At 74.2% G+C, this 20,553-nt stretch carries 20 protein-coding genes and 1 pseudogene; 10 read left to right on the top strand and 11 right to left on the bottom strand.

Annotation, left to right across the window (positions count from 1 at the left end; genetic code table 11):
- Window positions 1-128 precede the first annotated feature (128 nt).
- From ACZ6B1_RS03910 to ACZ6B1_RS03900, 3 genes are read left to right on the top strand one after another with little or no spacing between them, the layout of a single operon-like run.
- Window positions 129-1,256: a vWA domain-containing protein gene (locus ACZ6B1_RS03910; RefSeq protein ID WP_468774693.1), complete on the top strand. Its 1,128-nt coding sequence runs from the start codon at window positions 129-131 to the stop codon at window positions 1,254-1,256.
- Entirely contained in the window at window positions 1,249-2,355 is a 1,107-nt protein-coding gene (locus tag ACZ6B1_RS03905; protein WP_468774691.1) for an XdhC family protein, read from the top strand. Before ACZ6B1_RS03910 ends, ACZ6B1_RS03905 begins: the two co-directional genes overlap by 8 nt.
- A gap of 16 nt (window positions 2,356-2,371) precedes the next feature.
- Window positions 2,372-3,028: an SRPBCC family protein gene (locus ACZ6B1_RS03900; protein ID WP_468774690.1), complete on the top strand. Its 657-nt coding sequence runs from the start codon at window positions 2,372-2,374 to the stop codon at window positions 3,026-3,028.
- A gap of 29 nt (window positions 3,029-3,057) precedes the next feature.
- Here the strand turns inward: ACZ6B1_RS03900 and ACZ6B1_RS03895 are convergent, their stop codons facing one another.
- A complete protein-coding gene (locus tag ACZ6B1_RS03895) occupies window positions 3,058-3,657 on the bottom strand; it encodes a GNAT family N-acetyltransferase (protein WP_468774688.1) in 600 nt (199 codons plus the stop codon).
- 37 nt (window positions 3,658-3,694) lie between these two features.
- Window positions 3,695-4,189, bottom strand: coding sequence for a metallophosphoesterase family protein (locus tag ACZ6B1_RS03890; protein ID WP_468774686.1), 495 nt, complete (start codon window positions 4,187-4,189; stop codon window positions 3,695-3,697).
- Between the two features lie 135 nt (window positions 4,190-4,324).
- On the opposite strand from ACZ6B1_RS03890, the gene ACZ6B1_RS03885 reads away from it, so the two are divergent.
- From ACZ6B1_RS03885 to rfbC, 5 genes and pseudogenes are all read left to right on the top strand, one after another.
- Window positions 4,325-4,762 carry a MarR family winged helix-turn-helix transcriptional regulator gene (locus ACZ6B1_RS03885; RefSeq protein WP_468774684.1) on the top strand — a complete coding sequence of 146 codons (438 nt, stop codon included), beginning with the start codon at window positions 4,325-4,327 and terminating at the stop codon, window positions 4,760-4,762.
- Window positions 4,759-6,155: pseudogene (locus ACZ6B1_RS03880) on the top strand (MFS transporter). The gene ACZ6B1_RS03885 and the pseudogene ACZ6B1_RS03880 overlap by 4 nt, the downstream one beginning before the upstream one ends.
- Window positions 6,156-6,162: 7 nt before the next feature.
- The gene (locus tag ACZ6B1_RS03875) at window positions 6,163-6,747 is read left to right on the top strand and encodes an isochorismatase family protein (RefSeq protein ID WP_468774682.1); all 585 of its coding nucleotides are present in this window, start codon (window positions 6,163-6,165) and stop codon (window positions 6,745-6,747) included.
- Window positions 6,748-6,868: 121 nt separating this feature from the next.
- The gene (locus ACZ6B1_RS03870; protein ID WP_468774680.1) at window positions 6,869-8,806 is read left to right on the top strand and encodes a glycosyltransferase family 2 protein; all 1,938 of its coding nucleotides are present in this window, start codon (window positions 6,869-6,871) and stop codon (window positions 8,804-8,806) included.
- A 4-nt stretch (window positions 8,807-8,810) separates the two neighbouring features.
- The gene (rfbC, locus tag ACZ6B1_RS03865; protein WP_468774678.1) at window positions 8,811-9,416 is read left to right on the top strand and encodes a dTDP-4-dehydrorhamnose 3,5-epimerase; all 606 of its coding nucleotides are present in this window, start codon (window positions 8,811-8,813) and stop codon (window positions 9,414-9,416) included.
- On the opposite strand, the gene ACZ6B1_RS03860 is transcribed toward rfbC, so the two are convergent.
- The 4 genes from ACZ6B1_RS03860 to ACZ6B1_RS03845 all read right to left on the bottom strand — a co-directional run bounded on the left by ACZ6B1_RS03860 (window position 9,406) and on the right by ACZ6B1_RS03845 (window position 12,633).
- Window positions 9,406-10,209 (bottom strand): class I SAM-dependent methyltransferase, encoded by an 804-nt coding sequence (locus ACZ6B1_RS03860; RefSeq protein WP_468774676.1) that lies wholly within the window; start codon window positions 10,207-10,209, stop codon window positions 9,406-9,408. The genes rfbC and ACZ6B1_RS03860 overlap by 11 nt on opposite strands.
- Complete coding sequence (gene rfbD / locus ACZ6B1_RS03855; protein ID WP_468774674.1) at window positions 10,206-11,072, bottom strand: dTDP-4-dehydrorhamnose reductase; 867 nt, start codon at window positions 11,070-11,072, stop codon at window positions 10,206-10,208. Before rfbD ends, ACZ6B1_RS03860 begins: the two co-directional genes overlap by 4 nt.
- A complete protein-coding gene (gene rfbB / locus ACZ6B1_RS03850) occupies window positions 11,069-12,040 on the bottom strand; it encodes a dTDP-glucose 4,6-dehydratase (RefSeq protein WP_468776016.1) in 972 nt (323 codons plus the stop codon). Before rfbB ends, rfbD begins: the two co-directional genes overlap by 4 nt.
- 224 nt (window positions 12,041-12,264) lie before the next feature.
- Complete coding sequence (locus tag ACZ6B1_RS03845; protein ID WP_468774672.1) at window positions 12,265-12,633, bottom strand: DUF6479 family protein; 369 nt, start codon at window positions 12,631-12,633, stop codon at window positions 12,265-12,267.
- 162 nt (window positions 12,634-12,795) lie between these two features.
- On the opposite strand from ACZ6B1_RS03845, the gene ctaD reads away from it, so the two are divergent.
- Both ctaD and ctaF read left to right on the top strand, forming a co-directional pair.
- Window positions 12,796-14,460: an aa3-type cytochrome oxidase subunit I gene (gene ctaD, locus ACZ6B1_RS03840; protein WP_468776014.1), complete on the top strand. Its 1,665-nt coding sequence runs from the start codon at window positions 12,796-12,798 to the stop codon at window positions 14,458-14,460.
- Window positions 14,457-14,840, top strand: coding sequence for an aa3-type cytochrome oxidase subunit IV (gene ctaF, locus ACZ6B1_RS03835; protein ID WP_468774670.1), 384 nt, complete (start codon window positions 14,457-14,459; stop codon window positions 14,838-14,840). The genes ctaD and ctaF overlap by 4 nt, the downstream gene beginning before the upstream one ends.
- On the opposite strand, the gene qcrB is transcribed toward ctaF, so the two are convergent.
- The 5 genes from qcrB to ACZ6B1_RS03810 form a co-directional block, all read right to left on the bottom strand.
- Entirely contained in the window at window positions 14,776-16,281 is a 1,506-nt protein-coding gene (gene qcrB / locus ACZ6B1_RS03830; RefSeq protein WP_468774668.1) for a cytochrome bc1 complex cytochrome b subunit, read from the bottom strand. The genes ctaF and qcrB overlap by 65 nt on opposite strands.
- Complete coding sequence (locus ACZ6B1_RS03825) at window positions 16,278-16,550, bottom strand: hypothetical protein (protein ID WP_468774667.1); 273 nt, start codon at window positions 16,548-16,550, stop codon at window positions 16,278-16,280. Before ACZ6B1_RS03825 ends, qcrB begins: the two co-directional genes overlap by 4 nt.
- Window positions 16,551-16,630: 80 nt before the next feature.
- On the bottom strand, window positions 16,631-19,084 hold the full coding sequence (locus tag ACZ6B1_RS03820; protein WP_468774665.1) for a SpoIIE family protein phosphatase: 2,454 nt from the start codon (window positions 19,082-19,084) through the stop codon (window positions 16,631-16,633).
- Between the two features lie 392 nt (window positions 19,085-19,476).
- Entirely contained in the window at window positions 19,477-20,022 is a 546-nt protein-coding gene (locus tag ACZ6B1_RS03815) for a GNAT family N-acetyltransferase (RefSeq protein ID WP_468774663.1), read from the bottom strand.
- A gap of 195 nt (window positions 20,023-20,217) precedes the next feature.
- Entirely contained in the window at window positions 20,218-20,421 is a 204-nt protein-coding gene (locus tag ACZ6B1_RS03810) for an MbtH family protein (protein WP_468774661.1), read from the bottom strand.
- Between the last annotated feature and the right edge of the window lie 132 nt (window positions 20,422-20,553).

The following is a 20,553-nucleotide window of genomic DNA, read 5'->3' as shown; positions in this document are numbered from 1 at the left end:
TCCGGGTGTCCGGGGCGGACGCCGCATCGCCCGGGGCGGCCGCCGGGCCGCTCGGAGCAGGCGCCGGACCGCCCGGGCCAGGCACCGGACCGCCCGGGCCGGGCACCGGACCGCTCGGAGCCGATGCCGTGCTGCTCGGGTTCGTGCGGGCGTTGCGTGCCGCGGGGCTCGAGGCCGGCAGCGAGCGGGTGCACGCGTTTCTGCGTGCCGTGGCCGTGCTGCGGCCGGGAGCGCGGGCGGACGTCTACTGGGCGGGACGGGCGACACTGTGCGGGGGGCACGACGATCTGGGGCGTTACGAGCGGGTGTTCGCGGCGTACTTCGACTCGCCCGGCGAGCCCGCACCGCGCACCGTGCGGTCCGCTCCCCCGCCCCGGCTGCGCCTGGTCGCCCGTCAGGCGTCCGCCGTGCCCGGCGCACCCGGCGAGGACGAGCCGTCCGGACCGCCGGCGGCCACGCTCGCCAGCTCCGCCGAGGTGCTGCGGCACCGTGACGTGGCGGACCTGGACTGCGCCGAGCGGGCTCAACTGCGCCGCCTGCTGGCCGCGTTCGCGCTGCACGGACAGAGCAGGCGCTCGGCCCGGCGGCGGCCCGCCCGGCGCGGGCAGGTCGATCCGCGCCGCACCGTGCGGGAACTGCTGCGGCGCGGTGGGGAACCGGCCCGCCTGCGGCGTCACGCGCGCGTGGAGCAGCCCCGCCGGGTCGTGCTGCTCGTCGACGTGAGCGGCTCGATGGCGCCGTACGCCGACGCGCTGCTGCGGTTCGCGCACGCCGCGGTGCGCGGGGGCCGCACCGAGGTCTTCACCATCGGCACCCGGCTGACCCGGGCGACCCGGGAGCTCTCGCACCGCGACCCGGACCTCGCGATGGCGGCCCTCGCGGCGGCGGTGCCGGACTGGCGCGGCGGCACCCGGCTGGGCGAGCTGCTGCGCGAGTTCCTGAACCGCTGGGGGCAGCGGGGCATGGCGCGCGGCGCGGTGGTGGTGCTGCTCTCGGACGGGTGGGAGCGGGGTGATCCTGAGCTGCTCGGTGCGCAGATGCGCCGGCTGCACGCCCTGGCCCACCAGGTGATCTGGGCCAACCCGCGCAAGGCCCGGCCCGGTTACTCGCCGCTGGCCGCCGGGATGGCGGCCGCCCTGCCGAGCGTGGACGCCTTCGTCGAGGGGCACAGCCTCGCGGCGCTGGAACGGCTGGCAGCGGTGGTGCGCGGGGCCACCGACGGCCGGGTCCCGGTGAAGGGAGCGGAAGGTGCGTGAGATCCTCCCGGCGCTGGATCGCTGGTACCGGACGGGGGTGCCGTTCGGGCTCGCCACGGTCGTCGCGGTCAGCCGCAGCGCGCCGCGCGGCCCCGGTGCCGCGATGGCCGTGGGGCCGGACGACGAGGTCGTGGGCAGCGTTTCCGGGGGCTGTGTGGAAGGGGCGGTGTTCGAACTCGCCCAGGAAGTCGTGGCGAACGGGGAGTCGCGGCTCGTGACCTTCGGGTACAGCGACGAGGACGCGTTCGCCGTCGGGCTCACCTGCGGCGGCGAGATCACGCTGCTGGTGCGGCCCGTGACGCCCGGCTCGGACCCGGCGTTCGGCCGGGTCGCGGCGTCCGTGGCCGCGGGCGAGCCGGTGACCGTGGCCACGGTGGTCGACGGGCCCGCCCCGCGCGGGGCCGCCCGCGCGGTCTGGCCGGACGACGTCGAGGGCACCCTGGGCGCGGCCGGGCTCGACGTGGCGGTCACCGCCGACGCCCGCGGTGAACTCGCCCTGGGCGCCTCGGGGCTGAGGCACTACGGGCCGCACGGAGAACGCCGCGAGGACTCGGTCACGGTGTTCCTGCAGTCGTTCGCGCCGCCGCCGCGGATGCTGGTCTTCGGGGCGATCGACTACGCGGCCGCCGTGGCCCGCATCGGCGCCTTCCTCGGCTACCGGGTCACCGTCTGCGACGCCCGCCCGGTCTTCGCCACGCCGAAGCGCTTCCCGGAGGGCGTGGAGGTCGTCGTCGACTGGCCGCACCGCTATCTCGCCGCCACCGGCACCGACGGGCGCACGGTGATCTGCGTCCTCACCCACGACCCGAAGTTCGATGTGCCGCTGCTGGAGGAGGCGCTGCGCCGGCCGGCCGCGTACATCGGGGCGATGGGCAGCCGCCGTACCCACGACGAGCGGCGCGAACGGCTCGCCGAGGCCGGTGTCACCGAGGCCGAACTGGCCCGGCTGCGCTCGCCGCTCGGGCTCGATCTCGGGGCCCGGACGCCGGAGGAGGTGGCGGTGTCCGTAGCCGCCGAGATCGTCGCCCTGCGCTGGGGCGGCAGCTGCGCGCCGCTGACCACGACCGCCGGGGCCATCCATCCGGCCGCCGCCCCCTGAGTGCGAGGAGCAACCCATGGAACTGCACCACGAGTTCGCCGTCCCCGTCCCCGTCGACGAGGCCTGGCGGGCACTCCTGGACATCGAACGCGTCGCGCCGTGCCTGCCGGGCGCGGTGGTGGAGGAGTACGACGGCAAGACCGTGACCGGCTCGGTGAAGGTCAAGGTCGGCCCGGTCACCGTGACCTACCGGGGCACCGCGGTCTTCGAGGAGCAGGACGCGGCGGCCCACCGGATGGTGCTCGCGGCGAGCGGCCGGGAGACCCGGGGACAGGGCACGGCCAGAGCGACGGTCACCGCGGTGCTGAACGAGCGCGACGGCGGCACGGCGGTGGCCGTGGACACCGATCTGAAGGTGACCGGGCGTCCGGCGCAGTTCGGGCGCGGGGTGCTGGGGGAGGTGGGCGACCGCCTGGTGGGGCAGTTCGCGGCGTGCCTGGCGGACCGGCTGAGCGGCCCGGAGCCCGGGCCCGCCGCGCGGGAGGCCGCGCCGGCCGCCGGACGGGAGGAGCAGGAGCCGCTGGACCTGCTGCGCACCGCGGGCCTCCCGGTGGCCAAGCGGGGGCTCGCGGCCGCCGCGGCGGTGGCCCTGCTGGTGCTGGCCGCCGCCCGGCTCCGACGCGGCCGCTCCCGCCACGGCCGCAGGGCCAAGCGGTCACGCGGGAGGCGCTGAGGGTGATCCCCCCCCGGCCGGGGCCCGGGTCAGCCCGCCACCAGCGCGTGCAGATGGACGTCGTGCCGGCCGTCCGCGTGCGCCAGGGCGTCGCGCAGGGTGCCTTCGAGGGTGTAGCCGGCCTTCTCGGCCACCCGGCAGGACGCCGGGTTGGCGGTCGAGTGCCGCAGGGTCAGCCGGCGCAGTCCCAGCTCGTCCAGGGCCCACCGGCCGAGGCGCCGGGCGGCCAGGACGGCGATGCCGCCGCCGCGTGCCTCGGGCAGCACCCAGTAGGCGACCTCGGCGGAGCCGTCCGCGAGGTCGACGTCGTTGAGTCCGGCGAGCCCGATCGCCGCACCGCCGAGGGGCGCGACGGCCCAGACGGCGCCCGTCCCGGCGGTTCGACGCCGGTGCATGTGTGCGATCCGGTCGCGGGCCTCCGCACGGCTGCCGACGGTGAAGAGGTTCCAGTGGCTGATGTCCGGGTCCTGGCCGGCCGCGAGCAGGGCGCCGGCGTCGGCGTCGTCGAGCCGCCAGGGCCGCAGCTCCAGTTCGCCGCTCAGCGGCAGTACGGGCTGCTCGCCGGCCGCGAGCCGGCCCGCGGGTACGGCGGCGGGTGCGGTGGCGGGTGCCGCGGGGCGGGAGGTCATCGCCGCATCCTGCCACAGGGGCTCGGAACACGAAGCCCTAGGTGAGGCGGTGCAGGGTCACGTCGGTGAGGGCGCCGTCGGCGACGGTCGCGGTGAGGTAGGTGTGGTGCGGCTGGCGGCGGCGGTCGGTCGGGGAGCCGGGGTTGAGCAGCCGCAGCCCGCCGGGGGCGACGGTGTCCCAGGGGATGTGGCTGTGGCCGAAGACCAGCACGTCCAGGTCCGGGAAGCGGGCGGCGCACCGGGCCTCACGGCCCCGCGCGGGCCCCGTCTCGTGGATCACGCCGAAGCGCAGGCCGCCCAGTTCGGCGTACGCCACCTCGGGGAGCCGGGCCCGCAGCTCGGGGCCGTCGTTGTTGCCGTACACCGCGACCAGCCGGCGGCTGCGGTCCTCCAGCAGGTCGAGGGTGGCGGTGTCGACCCAGTCCCCGGCGTGGAACACCACGTCCGCGCGCGGGAGTTCGGCGAGCAGCCGGTCCGGGAGCCGTTTGGCGCGCCTGGGGAGGTGGGTGTCTGACATGAGGAGCAGTCGCACCCGGCCAGAGTAGGGAGCCGGGGAGGTGAGGTGGCGGATGCCGCGCGCAGCAGTGTCCGGGCACCCGACTGTTCGACAGGCAAGACTGAACAGTCTCGACTGGACAGTTTTTCCTGCCGGTCCTAGGGTGACGGCATGGCCGTCATCTCCGAATCCGCTGTCCGCACCGCGCGTGACCTGCGGGTGGTCTTCAGCCGGCTGCGGCGCCGGATCCGTGAGGTCGCGCAGGACGCCGACCTCACCCCGTCGCAGGAGTCGGCGCTCTCCCTGGTCGGCAAGCACGGCGCGGCCACGGCCAGCGCGCTGGCCGGCGCCGAGGGCGTACGGCCGCAGTCGATGGCGACCACACTGGCCGCCCTGGAGCAGCACGGCCTGATCCGGCGCGCCCCCGATCCGGACGACGGCCGCCGCCAGCTGGTCACTCTCACCGAGGCCGGCCGGGCCCGCGTCGAGGGCAACAAGCAGCTCCGCGAGGAGTGGCTGGCCCGGGCCTTCGAGGACCGCTACACCGAGGAGGAGCGGCAGACGGTCCTGACGGCGTTGGGGCTGCTGGAACGGCTCTCGCGGCCGTGATACCGAGGCTCACCCCGCGCACCGGCCGGACCGCCCGCCCCTCCCCCGCCGGGTTCGACCGCCGGCTGATCGCGCCGATGGTCCTCGGCTCGGTGCTCAACCCGGTGAACTCCTCGATGATCGCCGTGGCCCTGGTGCGATCGGAGTCGCGTTCGGGGCACCGCCCGCCGAGACGGTGTGGCTGGTCTCGGCGCTCTATCTGGCCACCACCGTCGGCCAGCCCGTGATCGGACGGCTGGTGGACACCTACGGGCCGCGCCGGCTCTATCTGACGGGCACCGCCCTGGTCGGCGTCGCCGGTCTGCTGGGCGCGCTCGCGCCCTCGCTCGGCGCGCTGATCGCGGCCCGTGTGCTGCTGGGATTCGGTACATCGGCCGCGTATCCGGCCGCCATGCGGCTGACCCGCGCCGAGGCCGAGCGCACCGGGCGGGACAGCCCGGCGGGTGTGCTGGCCGCACTGGCCGTCGCCGCCCAGACGGTGGCCGTGGTGGGGCCCGCGCTCGGCGGGCTGCTGATCGGGCTGGGCGGCTGGCGTGCCGTGTTCACCGTCAACGTGCCGCTGTCCGCGGCCTGCCTGGTCCTCGGCGCGTTGCGGCTGCCGCGCACCCCACCGGCACCCGGCGGGCGCCGGAGCGTCGACCTGCCCGGCATGGCGCTGTTCGCGGCCATGCTGGTCGCGCTGATGCTGTTCCTGACGGGCCCGCGCCCCGACCGCTGGTACCTACCGCTGTCGGCCGCCGCCGCTGCCGCCGCGTTCGCGCTGCGCGAGCTGCGCACCCCGGACCCGTTCATCGATCTCCGGGTCCTCGGCGGCAACGGGCCGCTGCTCGCCACGTATCTGCGCCAGCTCCTCGCCTACACCACCTCCTACGCCTTCATGTACGGCTACACGCAGTGGCTGGAGCAGGGCCGCGGGCTGAGCGCCGCCACGGCCGGTCTGGCGCTGCTGCCGCTGTCGGCCACGGCGCTCGCCGTCTCCGCCCTCACCGGACGGCGCGAGGCGGTGCGCGCCAAGCTGCTCACCGGCTCCGCGCTGCAGATCGCGGGCTCCGCCGCCCTGCTGCTGGTCGGCGCGGGCAGCCCGGCATGGCTGCTGCTCGGCGTCGGCGCCCTCCTCGGCGTCCCGCAGGGCCTCGTCGGCCTCGCCGCGCAGAACGCCCTGTACCGGCAGGCCGATCCCGAACGGATCGCGTCGGCCGCCGGACTGCTGCGGACCTTCATGTACCTCGGGGCGCTGGGCGCGTCCGCCGCCACCGCGGCGTTCTACCCGCACCGCGCCGACACCGCCGGGCTGCACGGCCTGGCCCTGTTCATGCTCGCCGGCTCGGCCCTGCTGCTGGCGACGACCCTCCCCGACCGCTCCCTCTGCCGGCTCACCCCTCGAAAGGCCTGATCCACCCATGTCCGTCACCACGCTCGACCCCCGCACCGCCTTCGTCGCGATCGACCTGCAGAACGGCATCGTGGGCATGCCCGCCCAGCCGCACGCCGCCGCCGACGTCGTCTCCCGCGCCGCCGGACTCGCCGGCGCCTTCCGTGACCGTGGCCTTCCCGTGGTCCTGGTCCGGGTGTCCTTCGCACCCGACTGGGCGGACGCCGTCCCCGGCCGGACCGAGCGGCAGGCGCGCGGCCTCGCCTTCCCGGAGGGCTGGGACGTCGTCGTCGACGAACTGACCGGCCACCCCGGCGACATCCGCGTCACCAAGCACAACTGGAGCGCCTTCCACGGCACCGACCTCGACACGCAGCTCCGCCGCCGCGGCATCACGCAGATCGTGCTGGCCGGCATCGCCACCAGCATCGGCGTCGAGTCCACCGCGCGCGACGCCTACGCCCACGGCTACCACGTCACCCTCGCCACGGACGCCATGACGGACAGCGACCCCACGGCGCACGCGGGCAGCGTCGAGCGGATCTTCCCGCGGCTCGGCGAGAGCGGCACGACGGCCGAGATCCTGGAGCTGCTGGCCAAGATCCACGCCTGATCACCCGACACGGTGCCTTGTGCGGGCTTGACTTCGCCCGTACAAGGCAGCGGGTTAACATTCGGCCACGCGCCGTGCCATTCAGGCAACGGAAAGCGAACCAAGGGGGCTTGGAAACCGGATGCCGGTCAAGGTCAGCGTCGTCGTACCCGTCTACAACCCCGGGCCGTACATCGAGGACTGCGTGGCCTCGCTGCTGCGCCAGTCGCTGCCCCCCGACGAGTTCGAGGTCGTCTTCGTCGACGACGGCTCCACCGACGCCACCCCGGCCAGACTGGACGCGCTCGCCGCCGAGCATCCGCACTTCCACGTCGTCCACCAGGAGAACTCCGGCTGGTCCGGCAAGCCCCGCAACGTCGGGATCGACGCCGCCCGGGGCGAGTTCGTGATGTTCGTCGACGACGACGACCACCTCGGCGACGAGGCGCTGGAGCGGATGTACGAGTACGGCGTGGCCAACAAGGCCGACGTGGTCGTCGGCAAGATGGCCGGCAAGGGCCGCCCGGTGCCGGTGGAGCTGTTCCGCCGCAACCACCCGCACGCCACGGTCGCCAGCGCCCCGCTGATCGACAGCCTCACCCCGCACAAGATGCTCCGGCGCTCCTTCCTGGACCGCACCGGGCTGCGCTTCCCCGAGGGCCGGCGGCGCCTGGAGGACCACGTCTTCGTCACCGAGGCGTACCTGCGCGCGGACAACGTCTCCGTGCTCAGCGACTACGTCTGCTACTACCACGTCAAGCGCGACGACGCCGCCAACGCCGGCTTCCAGAGCTTCGACCCGGTCGGCTACTTCCAGAACCTCCGCGAGGCCCTGGACGTCGTCGAGCGGTACACCGAGCCCGGCGCGCTGCGCGACCGGCTGCTGCGCCGCTGGCTGCGGGTGGAGATCGTCGACCGGATGAGCGGGCTCCGGCTGCTGGCCATGCCGGACGACTACCGGCGTGAGGTGTTCCGGGAGACGCACGCGGTGGTCAAGGAGCGCTTCGGCCCCGGTGTCGCCCCCGGCATGCGGCCGGCCCAGCGGATCGTCGCCGCGCTGATCCGGGACGACCGCTACGACGACCTGGTCGCCTACGCCGAGTGGGAGGCCGGCGTCCGGCCCATGGCCACCCCGGCCGGCGTCGAGTGGCACGACGGAAGTCTGCGCGTGCGCTTCACCGCCGAGTACACGGACGCCGACGGCCCGCTGACCTTCCGCTCCGACGGGCCCCGGCCCCCGGCGGACGACGCGCCGGCGGACCTCGCCGAGGCCGTGTCCCGGCTGACGACGGCCGCCGCCGACGGCTTCGGCAAGGCCACCGCCGACCTGATCCTGCGCGACCGGCAGACCGGCGCCTCCTACTTCCAGCCGGTGGAGACCGACCGGGAACGCGTCCCCGCCGCCGACGGCCGGACCCGGCTGGTGCTGCGCGGCACGGCCACCGTGGACCCCGCCACGGCGGCCGGCGGCGGCCCGCTCACCGACGGGCTGTGGGACGCCCATGTCCGCCTCACGCTGGGCGGCTGGACCAAGGAGTGCCGGCTGGGGCCCGTGCCCGCGCAGGGCGGCGCGCTGCCGCCCGCCGGGCTCGTCGGCGGCCGGGTGGTGCTGCCGTACTGGACGAAGGGGTTCGCCAACCTCTCCCTGGACGTCGACCGGGCGGTGAAGTCCCTCGGCCTGCACCGGCTAACCCCGGCCGACGCCGCGCTCTCCGACAGCGAGGTGCTCTCCCTCGCGCTTCCGCTGCACGTCCCCGACAGCACCGCGATCACCCTCCGGCTGACCAGCACCGCCTCCGGCCGCACGCTCGACGCGGAGGCCGTGCTGACCCCCGCCGACGGCGCCCACGGCCTGCTGGCGGCCCCGGTGCCGGTGCGCGAGCTGCGCAACGCCGCCTGGCGCACGGCGCTCAGCCTGCCGAACGGCCGCGTGCTGTCGCTGCCGCTGCTGCTGCGGGCCGGCCGCGACGACGTGCGGGTGGTCCGGGTGGCGCCGCGCGGGCTGCTGCGGCGGCTGCTCGGGAGGGCCCGGCGCGTGCTGGGCGCAGTGCTGGAACCGACGACTACACGAAAGGCCTGATCCGGTGCGGCAGTTGGAGATAGCGGACGCGTGGGTGCTGGAGCCGAAGGTGTTCCCTGACGACCGGGGCAGCTTCCACGAGTGGTACCGGGGCGCGGAGTTCCGCGAGGCCACCGGCTACGACCTGGACCTGGCCCAGGCCAACTGCTCGGTGTCGCGGCGGGGTGTGCTGCGCGGCGTCCACTTCGCGGACGTACCGCCCGGGCAGGCCAAGTACGTCACCTGTGTGCGCGGTGCCGTGCTGGACGTGGTGGTGGACATCCGGGTCGGGTCCCCCACCTTCGGGCGGTGGGAGGCGGTACGGCTGGACGACGACACCCGGCACGCGGTGTTCCTCGCCGAGGGCCTCGGGCACGCCTTCATGGCGCTGACCGACGACGCCACCGTGGTGTACCTCTGCTCGGCCGGGTACGCGCCGGGCCGGGAGCACGGCGTGCACCCGCTCGATCCCGCCCTGGGCATCGCCTGGCCCGAGGGCATCGAGCCGGTGCTGTCGCCCAAGGACGCCGAGGCACCGACCCTGGCCGAGGCGGAGCGGTCCGGGCTGCTGCCCTCCCACGCGGACTGCTCCGCCCACTACGCGCGACTGCGCGGCCGGTTCAGCGGGTGACGGAGTAGGGCTCCAGTGCGCGCCGCAGCGGTTCCCAGCCGCGGGCCCGCTTGGTGCCCCGGTTGCGCGCCGCGGCCAGCGGCTTCCAGAAGCCGGCGCCGAGGAAGTCCTCGGGCTTGACGGCCGTGGTGCGCTCCAGGACCGACTCGGGGACCTTCTGCGGGTCGGGGACCTCGAACTCCGCGACGATCTCGTCGTACCTGTCCTTGAGCACGGTGTTCGACGAGTCGGCGCCGAAGACCACCAGCTGGCCGGTGGGCGCGGTGTCGACCAGCACCGTGACCAGGTCGGGGCGGTGGCGGTTCAGGATCTCGACGAGCTTGTAGACGTCACCGGTCCAGGCGTCGGTGTGCCGGTCGCGGGCCGCCTCGTCGACGTTGCGCGGCAGCATGTCGTCGAAGACGATGACGCTCGCCCAGTCCGAGTGCTTCTCGATGTTGATGAAGTCGCGCAGCGCGTACTCGAACAGGTGCATGCCGTCGATGAACGACAGGTCCAGCGTGGTGCGCCGCCAGTAGCCGAGCGGGCTGCGGTTGCGGGCCAGGTTGCGCAGGGGGTGGCGGCCGCCCCTGAGGTGCGCGAGGGGGTTGTCGCGGGCGAAGAAGTCGTCGCTCGTCGCCTTGGCGAGGTGCACGTCGCAGCGGATCTCCGTGACCACCTTGAAGGCGGGGTCGACAGCGACGCTGGGTACCCGGGACAGCGTCAGGCTGCGGCCGTCGTTGACGCCGATCTCCAGGTAGTTGCGGTTCGCGGTGACCTTGTGGAGCTCCCGCAGGAACTCGTGCCGTTTCACTGGGACATCTCCTTGCGGATGTGAGGCAGGGCTTCGTACAGGGCGGACCGCCAGTCCCTCGGCGGCTCCAGGCCGGTCTCCCGCCACCGCGCGTGCCCGAGGACGCTGTACGCGGGCCGGGGCGCGGGCCGGGTGAAGGACCGGCTGTCGGTGGGGCGTACCCGGTCCGGGTCGGCGCCGGCCAGCCGGAACACCTCGCGGGCCAGCTCGAACCAGGTGGCCTCGCCGGAGTTGGTGGCGTGCAGGACGCCGCGGGTGTCCGTGGCACCGAGGTCCGCGACGCGGGCGGCCACGTCGGCGCTCCAGGTCGGCTGCCCGCGCTGGTCGTCCACGACGTCGAGGGTGTCGCGGCGGGCCTCGAGGTCGAGCATGGTGCGCACGAAGTTGCGGCCGTGGGCGCCGTACAGCCAGGCGGTGCGCAACACGACGGCGCCGTCCGGGTGTTCGGCGAGCACCGCGCGTTCCCCGGCCAGTTTGGTGCGGCCGTAGGCGGTGCGCGGCGCCGGGGGGTGGTCCTCGGGGTAGGGGGTGTCGCGGGCCTCGCCGGAGAAGACGTAGTCGGTGGAGACGTGGACCAGCCGGGCGCCGTGGGCGGCGCAGGCGCGGGCGAGCAGCCGCGGGCCGTCGCCGTTGACGCGCAGCGCGCGTGCCTCGTCGGTCTCGGCGTCGTCGACGGCCGTGTAGGCGGCGCAGTTGACGACGACGTCCGGGCTGTGGGTGTCCAACGCCCGCTGCACGGAGCCGGGTTCGCTGATGTCGAGCGCCGTGCGGCCGAGTCCGGTGACGTCCTCGCCGCGTTCGCGCAGTTCCCGGACGGTGTCCTGGCCGAGCATGCCGGCCGCGCCGGTGACCAGCCACCTCATCGGCCGCTCCGCAGCTTGAGCGGCTCCCACCAGGAGCGGTTGTCCCGGTACCAGGCGACGGTGCCGGCGACACCGGTGGTGAAGTCGTGGCGCGGGCGGTAGCCGAGTTCGTCGCGGGCCTTGCTCCAGTCGACCGAGTAGCGCAGGTCGTGGCCCTTGCGGTCGGGGACCTGCTCCACCCGGTCCCAGTCCGCGCCGCAGGCCTCGAGGAGCAGTCCGGTCAGTTCCCTGTTGCTCAGCTCCGTGCCGCCGCCGATGTTGTAGACCTCGCCGGGCCGGCCCTTGGTGCGGACGAGCTCGATGCCGTGGCAGTGGTCCTCGACGTGCAGCCAGTCGCGGACGTTGCGCCCGTCGCCGTAGAGCGGGACGGTCAGGCCGTCGAGGAGGTTGGTGACGAAGAGCGGGATCACCTTCTCCGGGAACTGGCGCGGGCCGTAGTTGTTGGAGCAGCGGGTGACCCGGACGTCGAGGCCGTGGGTGCGGTGCTGGGCGAGGGCCAGCAGGTCGGAGGAGGCCTTGGAGGCGGAGTACGGGGAGTTGGGCGCGAGGGGGTGCTCCTCGGGCCAGGAGCCGGACTCGATCGAACCGTAGACCTCGTCGGTGGAGACGTGCACGAAGGTGCCGACGCCGTGCCGCAGCGCCGCGTCCAGCAGGGTCTGGGTGCCCACCACGTTGGTGCGGACGAACTCGCCGGCCCCGTCGATCGAACGGTCGACGTGCGACTCGGCGGCGAAGTGCACCACCTGGTCGGCACCGGCCATGAGCTTGTCGACGAGGGCGGCGTCGCATATGTCGCCGTGCACGAAGTCGAGGCGGGGATGGCCGCTCGGGAGGTTGGTGCGGGTGCCGGCGTAGGTCAGCTTGTCCAGCACGGTGACGCTCGGCGCGCCGGGCGAGTCGTCGGCGAGGAGACCGCGGACGTAATGGGAGCCGATGAACCCGGCGGCGCCGGTGACGAGGAGGTTCATATTGGCCATACCCTAACGGCGGAGTGCCCGGTCCGGACCCTTGTTCGCCTTATTGGGCCGGCCCTCGGACTCCCGCCGCTTAGGCGCTCCCCGCGCCCGGTGCCGTTCCTCGGTCTTCCCGGTTCCGCCCTGCCGCCGGGCCGGCCGGTGGGCCGGCCCGGTGTCCGCGGTGTGTCCGCCCGGGTCCCCGCCCCCGCGACGCGCGGACCCGCGGGCGGCGCGGCTCAGGTCCGGCCGCCGCCACCGCCGCCGAAGGAGCCGCTGGAACCGGGCGACCAGCGCGGACGCCGCTGGTCCTCGGCGCGCCTGGAACCGACGTTGCCGAGCTGGTGGGGGGTGAGCCGCTCGCTCCCGTCCTCGGTCCGGGGCACCTCGTGCGGCTCGCGCATCTCGCTCGTCTCGCGGACCGGACCGGACGGCGGCAGCTTGGGCTGCTCCTCGGGGAGGGGCGGAGCCGGCTCGCGCCGGCGCACCGCGACGCCCAGCCGGAACGCCCACAGCAACCCGGCGACGAGGGCGACGCCGACCACGAGGACGAGGACGTACCCGAACACCTGAGTGCCTGTGGCTGCTTCGTACGTGGCAGTGTTCATGGCCTGCGGGTACCCGGGAGTGCGCGCCGGATGCCTGGCCGGGGACGCTTCAGCCGATCGGCGCAACGCTCGGCGGACCCGACCGTGGGCGTGCGGGGCGTGGCGCGGGCGGCCCCACCCGCCCCGGGAGTAGCGTCGCCCGCGATGACCGAAACACCGGAGATGTCAGATATCGCGGAGGTCACCGCACGGTACTCGGCCACCGCTCCCCGTCCCGGCCGGACGCTGCTGCGCTGGCTCTCGACGACCGATCACAAGGTGATCGGGCGGCTCTACATGGTCACGGCGTTCTGCTTCTTCCTGCTCGCCGGACTCCTCGCGCTGGGCATGCGCACGGAGCTGGCCCGGCCGGGGCTGCAGGTGCTCAGCGAGCAGGGCTACAACCAGTTCGTGACGATCCACGGCACGATCATGATGCTGCTGTTCGCCACCCCCATGTTCGCCGGGTTCACCAACGCGGTCATGCCGCTGCAGATCGGCGCGCCCGACGTGGCCTTCCCCCGGCTGAACGCGCTGTCGTACTGGATGTACCTCTTCGGCGGCCTGATGGTGGTCTCCGGCTTCCTCGTCCCGGGCGGAGCCGCCGCCTTCGGCTGGTTCGCCTACGCGCCGCTCAACAGCGCCTACCACTCCCCCGGCGCGGGCGGCGACCTGTGGGTGATGGGACTGGTCGTCACCGGTGTCTCCACCACGCTCGGCGCGGTCAACTTCATCGCCACCGTCATGTGCCTGCGCGCGCCCGGCATGACCATGTTCCGGATGCCGATCTTCACCTGGAACGTGCTGTTCACCTCGATCCTGGTGCTGCCCGCGTTCCCCGTGCTGACCGCCGCCCTCCTCGTCCTCGAGGCCGACCGCAAGTTCGGCGCACACGTCTTCGACGCGGCCGACGGAGGGGCGCTGCTGTGGCAGCATCTGTTCTGGTTCTTCGGGCACCCCGAGGTCTACATCGTCGCGCTGCCGTTCTTCGGCATCGTCTCCGAGATCCTGCCGGTCTTCTCCCGCAAGCCCCTGTTCGGCTATCTCCCGCTGATCGGCGCCACCATCGCCATCACCATGCTGTCGGCGGTCGTCTGGGCCCACCACATGTTCGCCACCGGCGCCGTGCTGCTGCCCTTCTTCTCCATCATGTCGTTCCTGATCGCCGTCCCCACGGGCATCAAGTTCTTCGCCTGGATCGGCACCATGCGGTACGGCTCGCTGTCGTTCGAGACCCCGATGCTGTGGTCCTGCGGGTTCCTGGTGACCTTCCTCCTCGGCGGGCTCAGCGGGGTGCTGATCGCCTCACCCCCGCTGGACTTCCACCTCACCGACTCCTACTTCATCGTGGCCCACCTGCACTACGTCCTGTTCGGCACGGTCGTGTTCGCCATGTTCGCCGGCTTCTACTTCTGGTGGCCCAAGTTCACCGGCCGGATGCTCGACGAGCGCCTCGGCAAGGTGCACTTCTGGCTGCTCTTCCCGGGCTTCCAGCTCACCTTCCTGGTCCAGCACTGGCTCGGCGAGCAGGGCATGCCCCGCCGCTACGCGGACTACCTCCCCGGGGACGGTTTCACCCTGCTCAACAGCCTCTCCACCGCAGGGGCGTTCCTGCTCGCCGTCTCCACCCTGCCGTTCCTCTACAACGTCTGGCGCACCGCGGCCAGGGGCGAGCGCGTCGGCATCGACGACCCCTGGGGATGGGGCCGGGCCCTGGAGTGGGCGACGTCCTGCCCGCCGCCCCGGCACAACTTCGTGGCGCTGCCCCGGATCCGGTCCGAGTCGCCCGCCTTCGACCTGCACCATCCGGAGGTCGTGCGCGAGGCCCAGGAGGAAGGGAAGCGATGAGGACCGAGGCGACGCTGTTCGGCGGCGTGGCGGTGTTCTTCGGCGGGGCCGCGGCCCTGTACGGGGTGTGGTCGGGCGAGCCGGCCGGCACGGCCGCGCTGGTGGTCGCCTGCGGCATGGCGGCGCTGGTGTCGTTCTTCTGCCTGGTGCAGTACCGGCGCAGGGGAAGGCGGGCGCAGGACCTCGAGGACGCCGAAGTGGCCGACGGGGCGGGGCCGGTGGCGTTCTTCCCGGAGGAGAGCCCGTGGCCGGTCGTCACCGCGCTGGGCTTCGCGGTGACGGCGACCGGTGTCGTCTACGGGTTGTGGCTGTTCCTCATCGGCTGCGGCGTCCTGGCCCGCGGGGTCTTCGGGATGGTGTTCCAGTACGCGCGTCGGTGAGCTCCCCGCGCGGCGCTCCGGGCCGGAACGACTCCACGGGTTCGTGACCGGTCTCATAGCCGCCGGCGAGGTTCTGCCGGATGTCGCCGGTCGGCTCACCCTCGGCGAGGCGCTCGCGCTCGGCCGCCGTCAGGGCCCGGCACAGCCACCGGGTCAGCAGGAACGCCAGAACGGGCGCCACCACCAGGCAGACCCGGTACACCCAGGTCAGCGCGTTGACGGAGACGCGGAACGTCTGGGCGCTGACGTCGTTGGCGCCCTCCAGCAGCAGCACGGCGTAGAACACGGTGGCCGCCACGCCCAGTCCGGTGCGCACGGGACGCTCGCGCGGCCGGTCGCACAGGTGCCGCTCCTGGCGCCACTCCCCCGTCAGGCGCTGCTCGGCGAACGGATAGGCGTAGAGCACGGCGAACACCAGCCCGGGCAGGACCACGGCCGGCAGCAGTACGTTCCACATGACCGTGTGGCCCGCGAGGTCGGTCTCCCAGGCCGGCATCAGGCGCAGGGCGCCCTCCAGGAAGCCCACGTACCAGTCGGGCTGGGCGCCGGTGGAGACCTGGTCGGGGCGGAACGGGCCGTACACCCACACCGGGTTGATCTGGGCGACGGCCGACAGCACCGCCAGCACGCCGGCGACCGTCAGGGACAGGCCGATGGAGGAGGCGCTGAACTGCGGGACGAGCGGCTTGCCGCGGACGTTGCCGTTGGTGCGGCCGGGGCCGCGCCACTGGGTGTGCTTGAGGTGGAAGACCAGGATCAGGTGCACCGAGACCAGGGCGACGAGCGCGCCCGGGATCAGCAGGATGTGCACCGGGTAGAGCCGGGTGATGATGTCGTGGCCGGGCACCTGTCCGCCGAACGCGAAGAAGGCCAGGTACGTCCCGACCACGGGGATCGACGTCATGATGCCCTGGGCGATCCGCAGTCCCGTGCCGGACAGCAGGTCGTCGGGGAGCGAGTAGCCGGCGAAGCCCTCCGCGAGCGCCAGCGCGAACAGGGTGACCCCGATGACCCAGTTCAGCTCGCGGGGCCGGCGGAAGGCGCCGGTGAAGAAGATCCGGAGCATGTGCGCGCCGATCGCGGCGACGAAGAGCAGCGCGGCCCAGTGGTGCATCTGCCGCATCAGCAGTCCGCCGCGGACGTCGAAGCTGATGCGCAGGGTGGAGTCGAAGGCGGACGACATGAGCACCCCGCGCAGCGGCACGTAGGAGCCCTGGTAGACGACCTCGCGCATCTCCGGCTGGAAGAAGAACGTCAGCCACACCCCGGTCAGGATCAGCACGAGCAGGCTGTAGAGGGCGAGTTCGCCGAGCAGGAAGGACCAGTGCTCGGGGAACGCCTTGCGCAGCAGCGACCCGCCCTCCAGCACCGGGAGGCGGGCGTCGGCTGCGTCGGCGAGGCGTTCGGCGCGGCGGGCGGCCGCGCGGGGGCCGTGTCTCACGAGTCCTGCGGTGCGACCGCCCGCGCCACCTCCGCCTCGACGTCGGCCCGCGGCCTGCCGGTCTCCTTCGCGTACTCGCTCACCGCGGTCTGCACCTCCCGGGCCAGGTCCCGCCAGGCGCGCAGGGCCGTCTCGTAGGTGCCGGACTGGACGCCGCTCATCTGCTGCCCGGCGGGGGGTCCGTAGGCGTCCCGGAGTTCCTCGACCGTGCGCTGTGCCGCGTCGGCGGCGCGCTGCTTCGCCACCAGTTCCTCGAAGGTGTGTGCCACCCCACCGACCCTAGGCACGGTCGGCGCGCGGCGCCCGTTGACCTGCCGGGCGCGGGCCGCACCGGTACCCGAGTGGCGGGTCAGTCCTGCGGTACGAGGTCCGCCCACACCTGTTTGCCGCCGCTGACCGGCACCGTTCCCCAGGCCGCCGACACCGCCTCCACCAGCAGGATGCCGCGGCCGCCGGTGGCCTCCCAGCCGATGCTGGTCGGCTGGACGGGGCTGCGCGGCGAGGTGTCGGCGACGGCGAGCCGCAGCCGGTGGTTGACCAGGCTGAGGTCGAGGCGGACCGGCCCGCCGGTGTGTACGAGGGCGTTGGTGACCAGTTCGGAGACGACCAGAAGGGCCGCGTCCAGGGTGTCCGGGGAGACGCCCCAGGTGCGCAACGTGCGCCGGGTGAAGCGGCGGGCGTGCCGGACGGCCTCGGGGACCCGCCACACGGTCCAGCTCTCGCGCAGCGGGCGTACGGCCATGCCGTCGTAGCGCATCAGCAGCAGGGCGACGTCGTCGCCGCGGTGGGCGCCGGTGAGCAGGGCGTCGGCGACCAGACCGAGATGGCCGGGGTCGGCGGCGGCCAGCTGGGCGGCGAGCCGGTCCATGCCCTCGTCGATGTCGGCACCCGGGGACTCCACCAGCCCGTCGGTGGTGAGCGCGAGCACCGTGCCGGGCTGGAGCCGGAGCGGGGTCATGCGGAACTCGGCCTGGCCGAGCACGCCGAGCGGCGGGCCGCCCTCGGCCTGCACGATCTCGGTGCTGCCGTCCGGGTGCCGCAGCACGGGCTGCAGATGACCGGCGCGCACGCACAGGGCGGTGCCCTGCTCCATGTCGACGTCGACGTAGGCGCAGGTGGCGAAGAGGTCGGTCTCCATGTCCAGCAGCAGCCGGTTGGCGTGCGCGACGACGACGTCCGGTGAGTGGCCCTCGGCGGCGTAGGCGCGCAGCGCGGTGCGCATCTGCCCCATCAGGGTGGCGGCGCCCGCGTTGTGGCCCTGGACGTCGCCGATGACGAGGGCCACATGGTTGTCGGCGAGCGGGATCACGTCGTACCAGTCGCCGCCGACCTCCAGACCGGCGGTGGTGGGCAGATAGCGGGCGACGGCGACCGCGCCGGGCAGCCGGGGCAGCCGGCGGGGCAGCAGGGTGCGCTGGAGCATGCCGACGAGTTCGTGCTCGGCGTCGAAGGCGTGGGCGCGCAGCAGGGCCTGTCCGGCGAGGCCGGCGCAGGCGGTGAGCAGGGCGCGCTCGTCGGGGGCGAACTCGTGCGGCTGGTCCCAGCCCACCAGACAGGCGCCGGCCATCCGGCCGCCGGCCGGCAGCGGCAGCACGGCGAGGCCGCCGGGGCCGACCTCGGCGAGGGCGGGCTCCAGCGGGGTTCCGGCGGCCCAGATGCGGGCGCGGCCCTCGCGCAGCGCGGAGGCGAGGGTGGGCATCGCCTGCACCGGCGCGTCGGGCCACTCGGTGCGCCATTCGGTGCGCCACAGGTCGGGCCATGCCTCGGCTTCCGGCGGATCGAGGACGGTGACGACGAGGCGGTCGTTCTCCAGTTCGGCCAGTGCGATGCGGTCGGCGTTGAGGGGGGCGCGCAGGGCGGCGACGACGGCCTTCCCGACGTCCTTGACGGTGCCGGCGGTGGCGAGGGCGGCGGCCAGCCGCTGGACCCGGGCCACGTCGGTGACGTCGGAGCGCAGGGTGGAGGCGTCCCCGACGGTGCCGGCGAGCCGGGCGGAGCGGCCCTCGCCCCCGGGTATCAGCCGGCCCCGCAGCCGGACCCACTTGGGCGGGCCGGAGGGCTGCAGGATGCGGAACTCCAGTTCGCGGTCGCCGATCGACATGTGGTCGGCCTCGACGACGGACATCAGGGAGGGCAGGTCCTCGGGGACGGTGAGGCCGAGCAGCGTCTCCACCCTGCCGTCGAAGTCGGGCCGGCCGATGCCGAACAGTCCGAGGATCCCGTCGCCGACCTCGATGCGGCCGGTGTCCATGACCACGCTGAACGCGTCGGCGGGCAGCTCGCCCGCGTCGGTGGCGGCCGCCGCCGGCGCGGGTACGGCGACGGCCCGGGCGATCAGCTCCAGGCAGGCCCGGTCGTCGGTGCCGAAGCCGCCGGGCTGCTCGGTGGCGGCGAGCAGGCAGCCGCCGGCCGGGCCGAGCGGCAGGGCGGCCAGCGAGAAGTCCGGGGACGGCGCCCGGCGTGCCTCGGCGCACCCGGCCAGCTCGGCCGGGCCGAGCCACACCGGCCGCCGGGTGCGGTGGGCCTCGGCCATCGGGGAGCCGCCCGTGGCCGGATAGCCGTCGCGCAGTCCGTACAGCGTGCGGGGCAGACCGGCCGACTCGGCCAGGCAGAGCGTGGCGGGGTCGTTGCCCGGCGTGTACACGCCGGCGAACGCGGCCCCGGCGAACACCAGTGCCTGTTCCAGGACACGCCGCAGCCGGTCCGGTGAAGCGGGCACGGCCGCGAGTGTGTCGAGGGCAAGTCGGGCACGCTCGCTCCTCGATCTGCGCACCGCAGCACCCTCACTCGCCACGTTCGCCATTACAGCGCGTATGAGCGGACCGCGCAGCCCCTGCGGACACGGGTCGGGCGGACGGGCTCCGCGGGGCCCTGCCGGAAGTGGCCGTCACCGCGGCGGCGACGACCAGTTCCCGGATGGCCGGCACGGCCGGAGCCGGGCCGAAGCGGGCCGACGGGGCTCCGGCCCGTCGGTGGCGAGCGCGGCCGCCGGCCCGGCGGCGGGCAGTACGCCCCCGACCACCCGGCGGTCGCCCGGCACAGCAGCCTGATCAGGCCCGGCAGCCGCAGCCGCGCTGGAGCGCCGCCGCGAGGGCGACGAGGAGGCGGCGGTGCCGACGAGGCCGCCCGGCCCGGGGACCCGGTCCGCCGGAGCACCAGCAGCGGCGCCGGCGCTCTCGGCCGGCGGGAACCGGCTCATGCGGAGTTCTCGACGGCCGCTCCCGTCCCCCTTTCGGGATCCTTCGTGGAGATGACCATCAGCCTCGTCACGGAGCCGTCGTCGCCGACGACGTCCCGGAGGTGCCGGAAGCCCAGGCGGCGGCACATGGCCAGGCTGGCGGTGTTCTCCGCGCCGACCATGCCGTACGCCTCGGTCAGGCCCAGGTCGTCGGCGGCGTGCCGGAGCAGGCCGCGCACCACCTCGCCGCCCAGACCACGCCCCCAGTGGCCGGGGACGAGCGCGGTGACGAGTTCGTGACCGTCGACGTTGCCGGTCGGCTTCACTTCCGCGTGCCCCACGTAGGTGCCCTCCAGCCACAGGCCCCACACGTCGAAGCGGCGCTGGGGGTACACATCGGTGAGGATGGCGCGGAACAGCTCGCGGAGCTGCGGTTCGGGCACGAGGTCCTGCCCCATCCAGCGGCACACCTCCTCGTCCCGGAGCAGCGCGACGAAGTGGTCCTCGTGTTCGGGTCGGTAGGGGAGGAAGTCCAGGCGTTCGGTGCGCAGGACGGGGGTCATGAGGGCTCCTCGGGTGAGTTGCGGTGCGGTGGGGCCGAGGGCGGTGGGGCGCCGGGACGGCGACGTGTGGGGGCCGGGACGGCGACGCGTGGGGGGCCGGGACGGCGTCGCGTGTGGGGGCCGGGACGGCGACGCGTGTGGGGGCCGGGCCGCCGCGGGTGCGGCCGGCCCGGCGTGCCGGTGCGGGTGTGCCGGTCAGGAGCCGGCGTTCTCCATGCGCTCGCGCAGGCTCCTGGGCCGCATGTCGGTCCAGACCTCGTCGACGTAGGCGGAGCACTCGGCCTCGGTGCCCTCCTTGCCGACGGGCTGCCAGCCGGCGGGCACCTCGATGTCGGCGGGCCAGAGGGAGTACTGCTCCTCGTCGTTGCGCAGCACCTGGTAGCGGGTGTTCTCGTCCATGTCGCCTTCTTTCATCGGTCGGTCGTCCGTCGTCGTTCTGTCGTCGGTCGTCGGGCTGTCGTCGGTCCGTCGCCCCGGTCCGTCGTGGTCGGGTCGCGGGCGGGGCGGGCGGTCGGGGCGCGTGGGGCGCGG

The sequence above is a fragment of the Streptomyces sp. NPDC041129 genome, from assembly GCF_055592265.1.
This window is presented reverse-complemented; position numbering and strand designations above follow the sequence as displayed.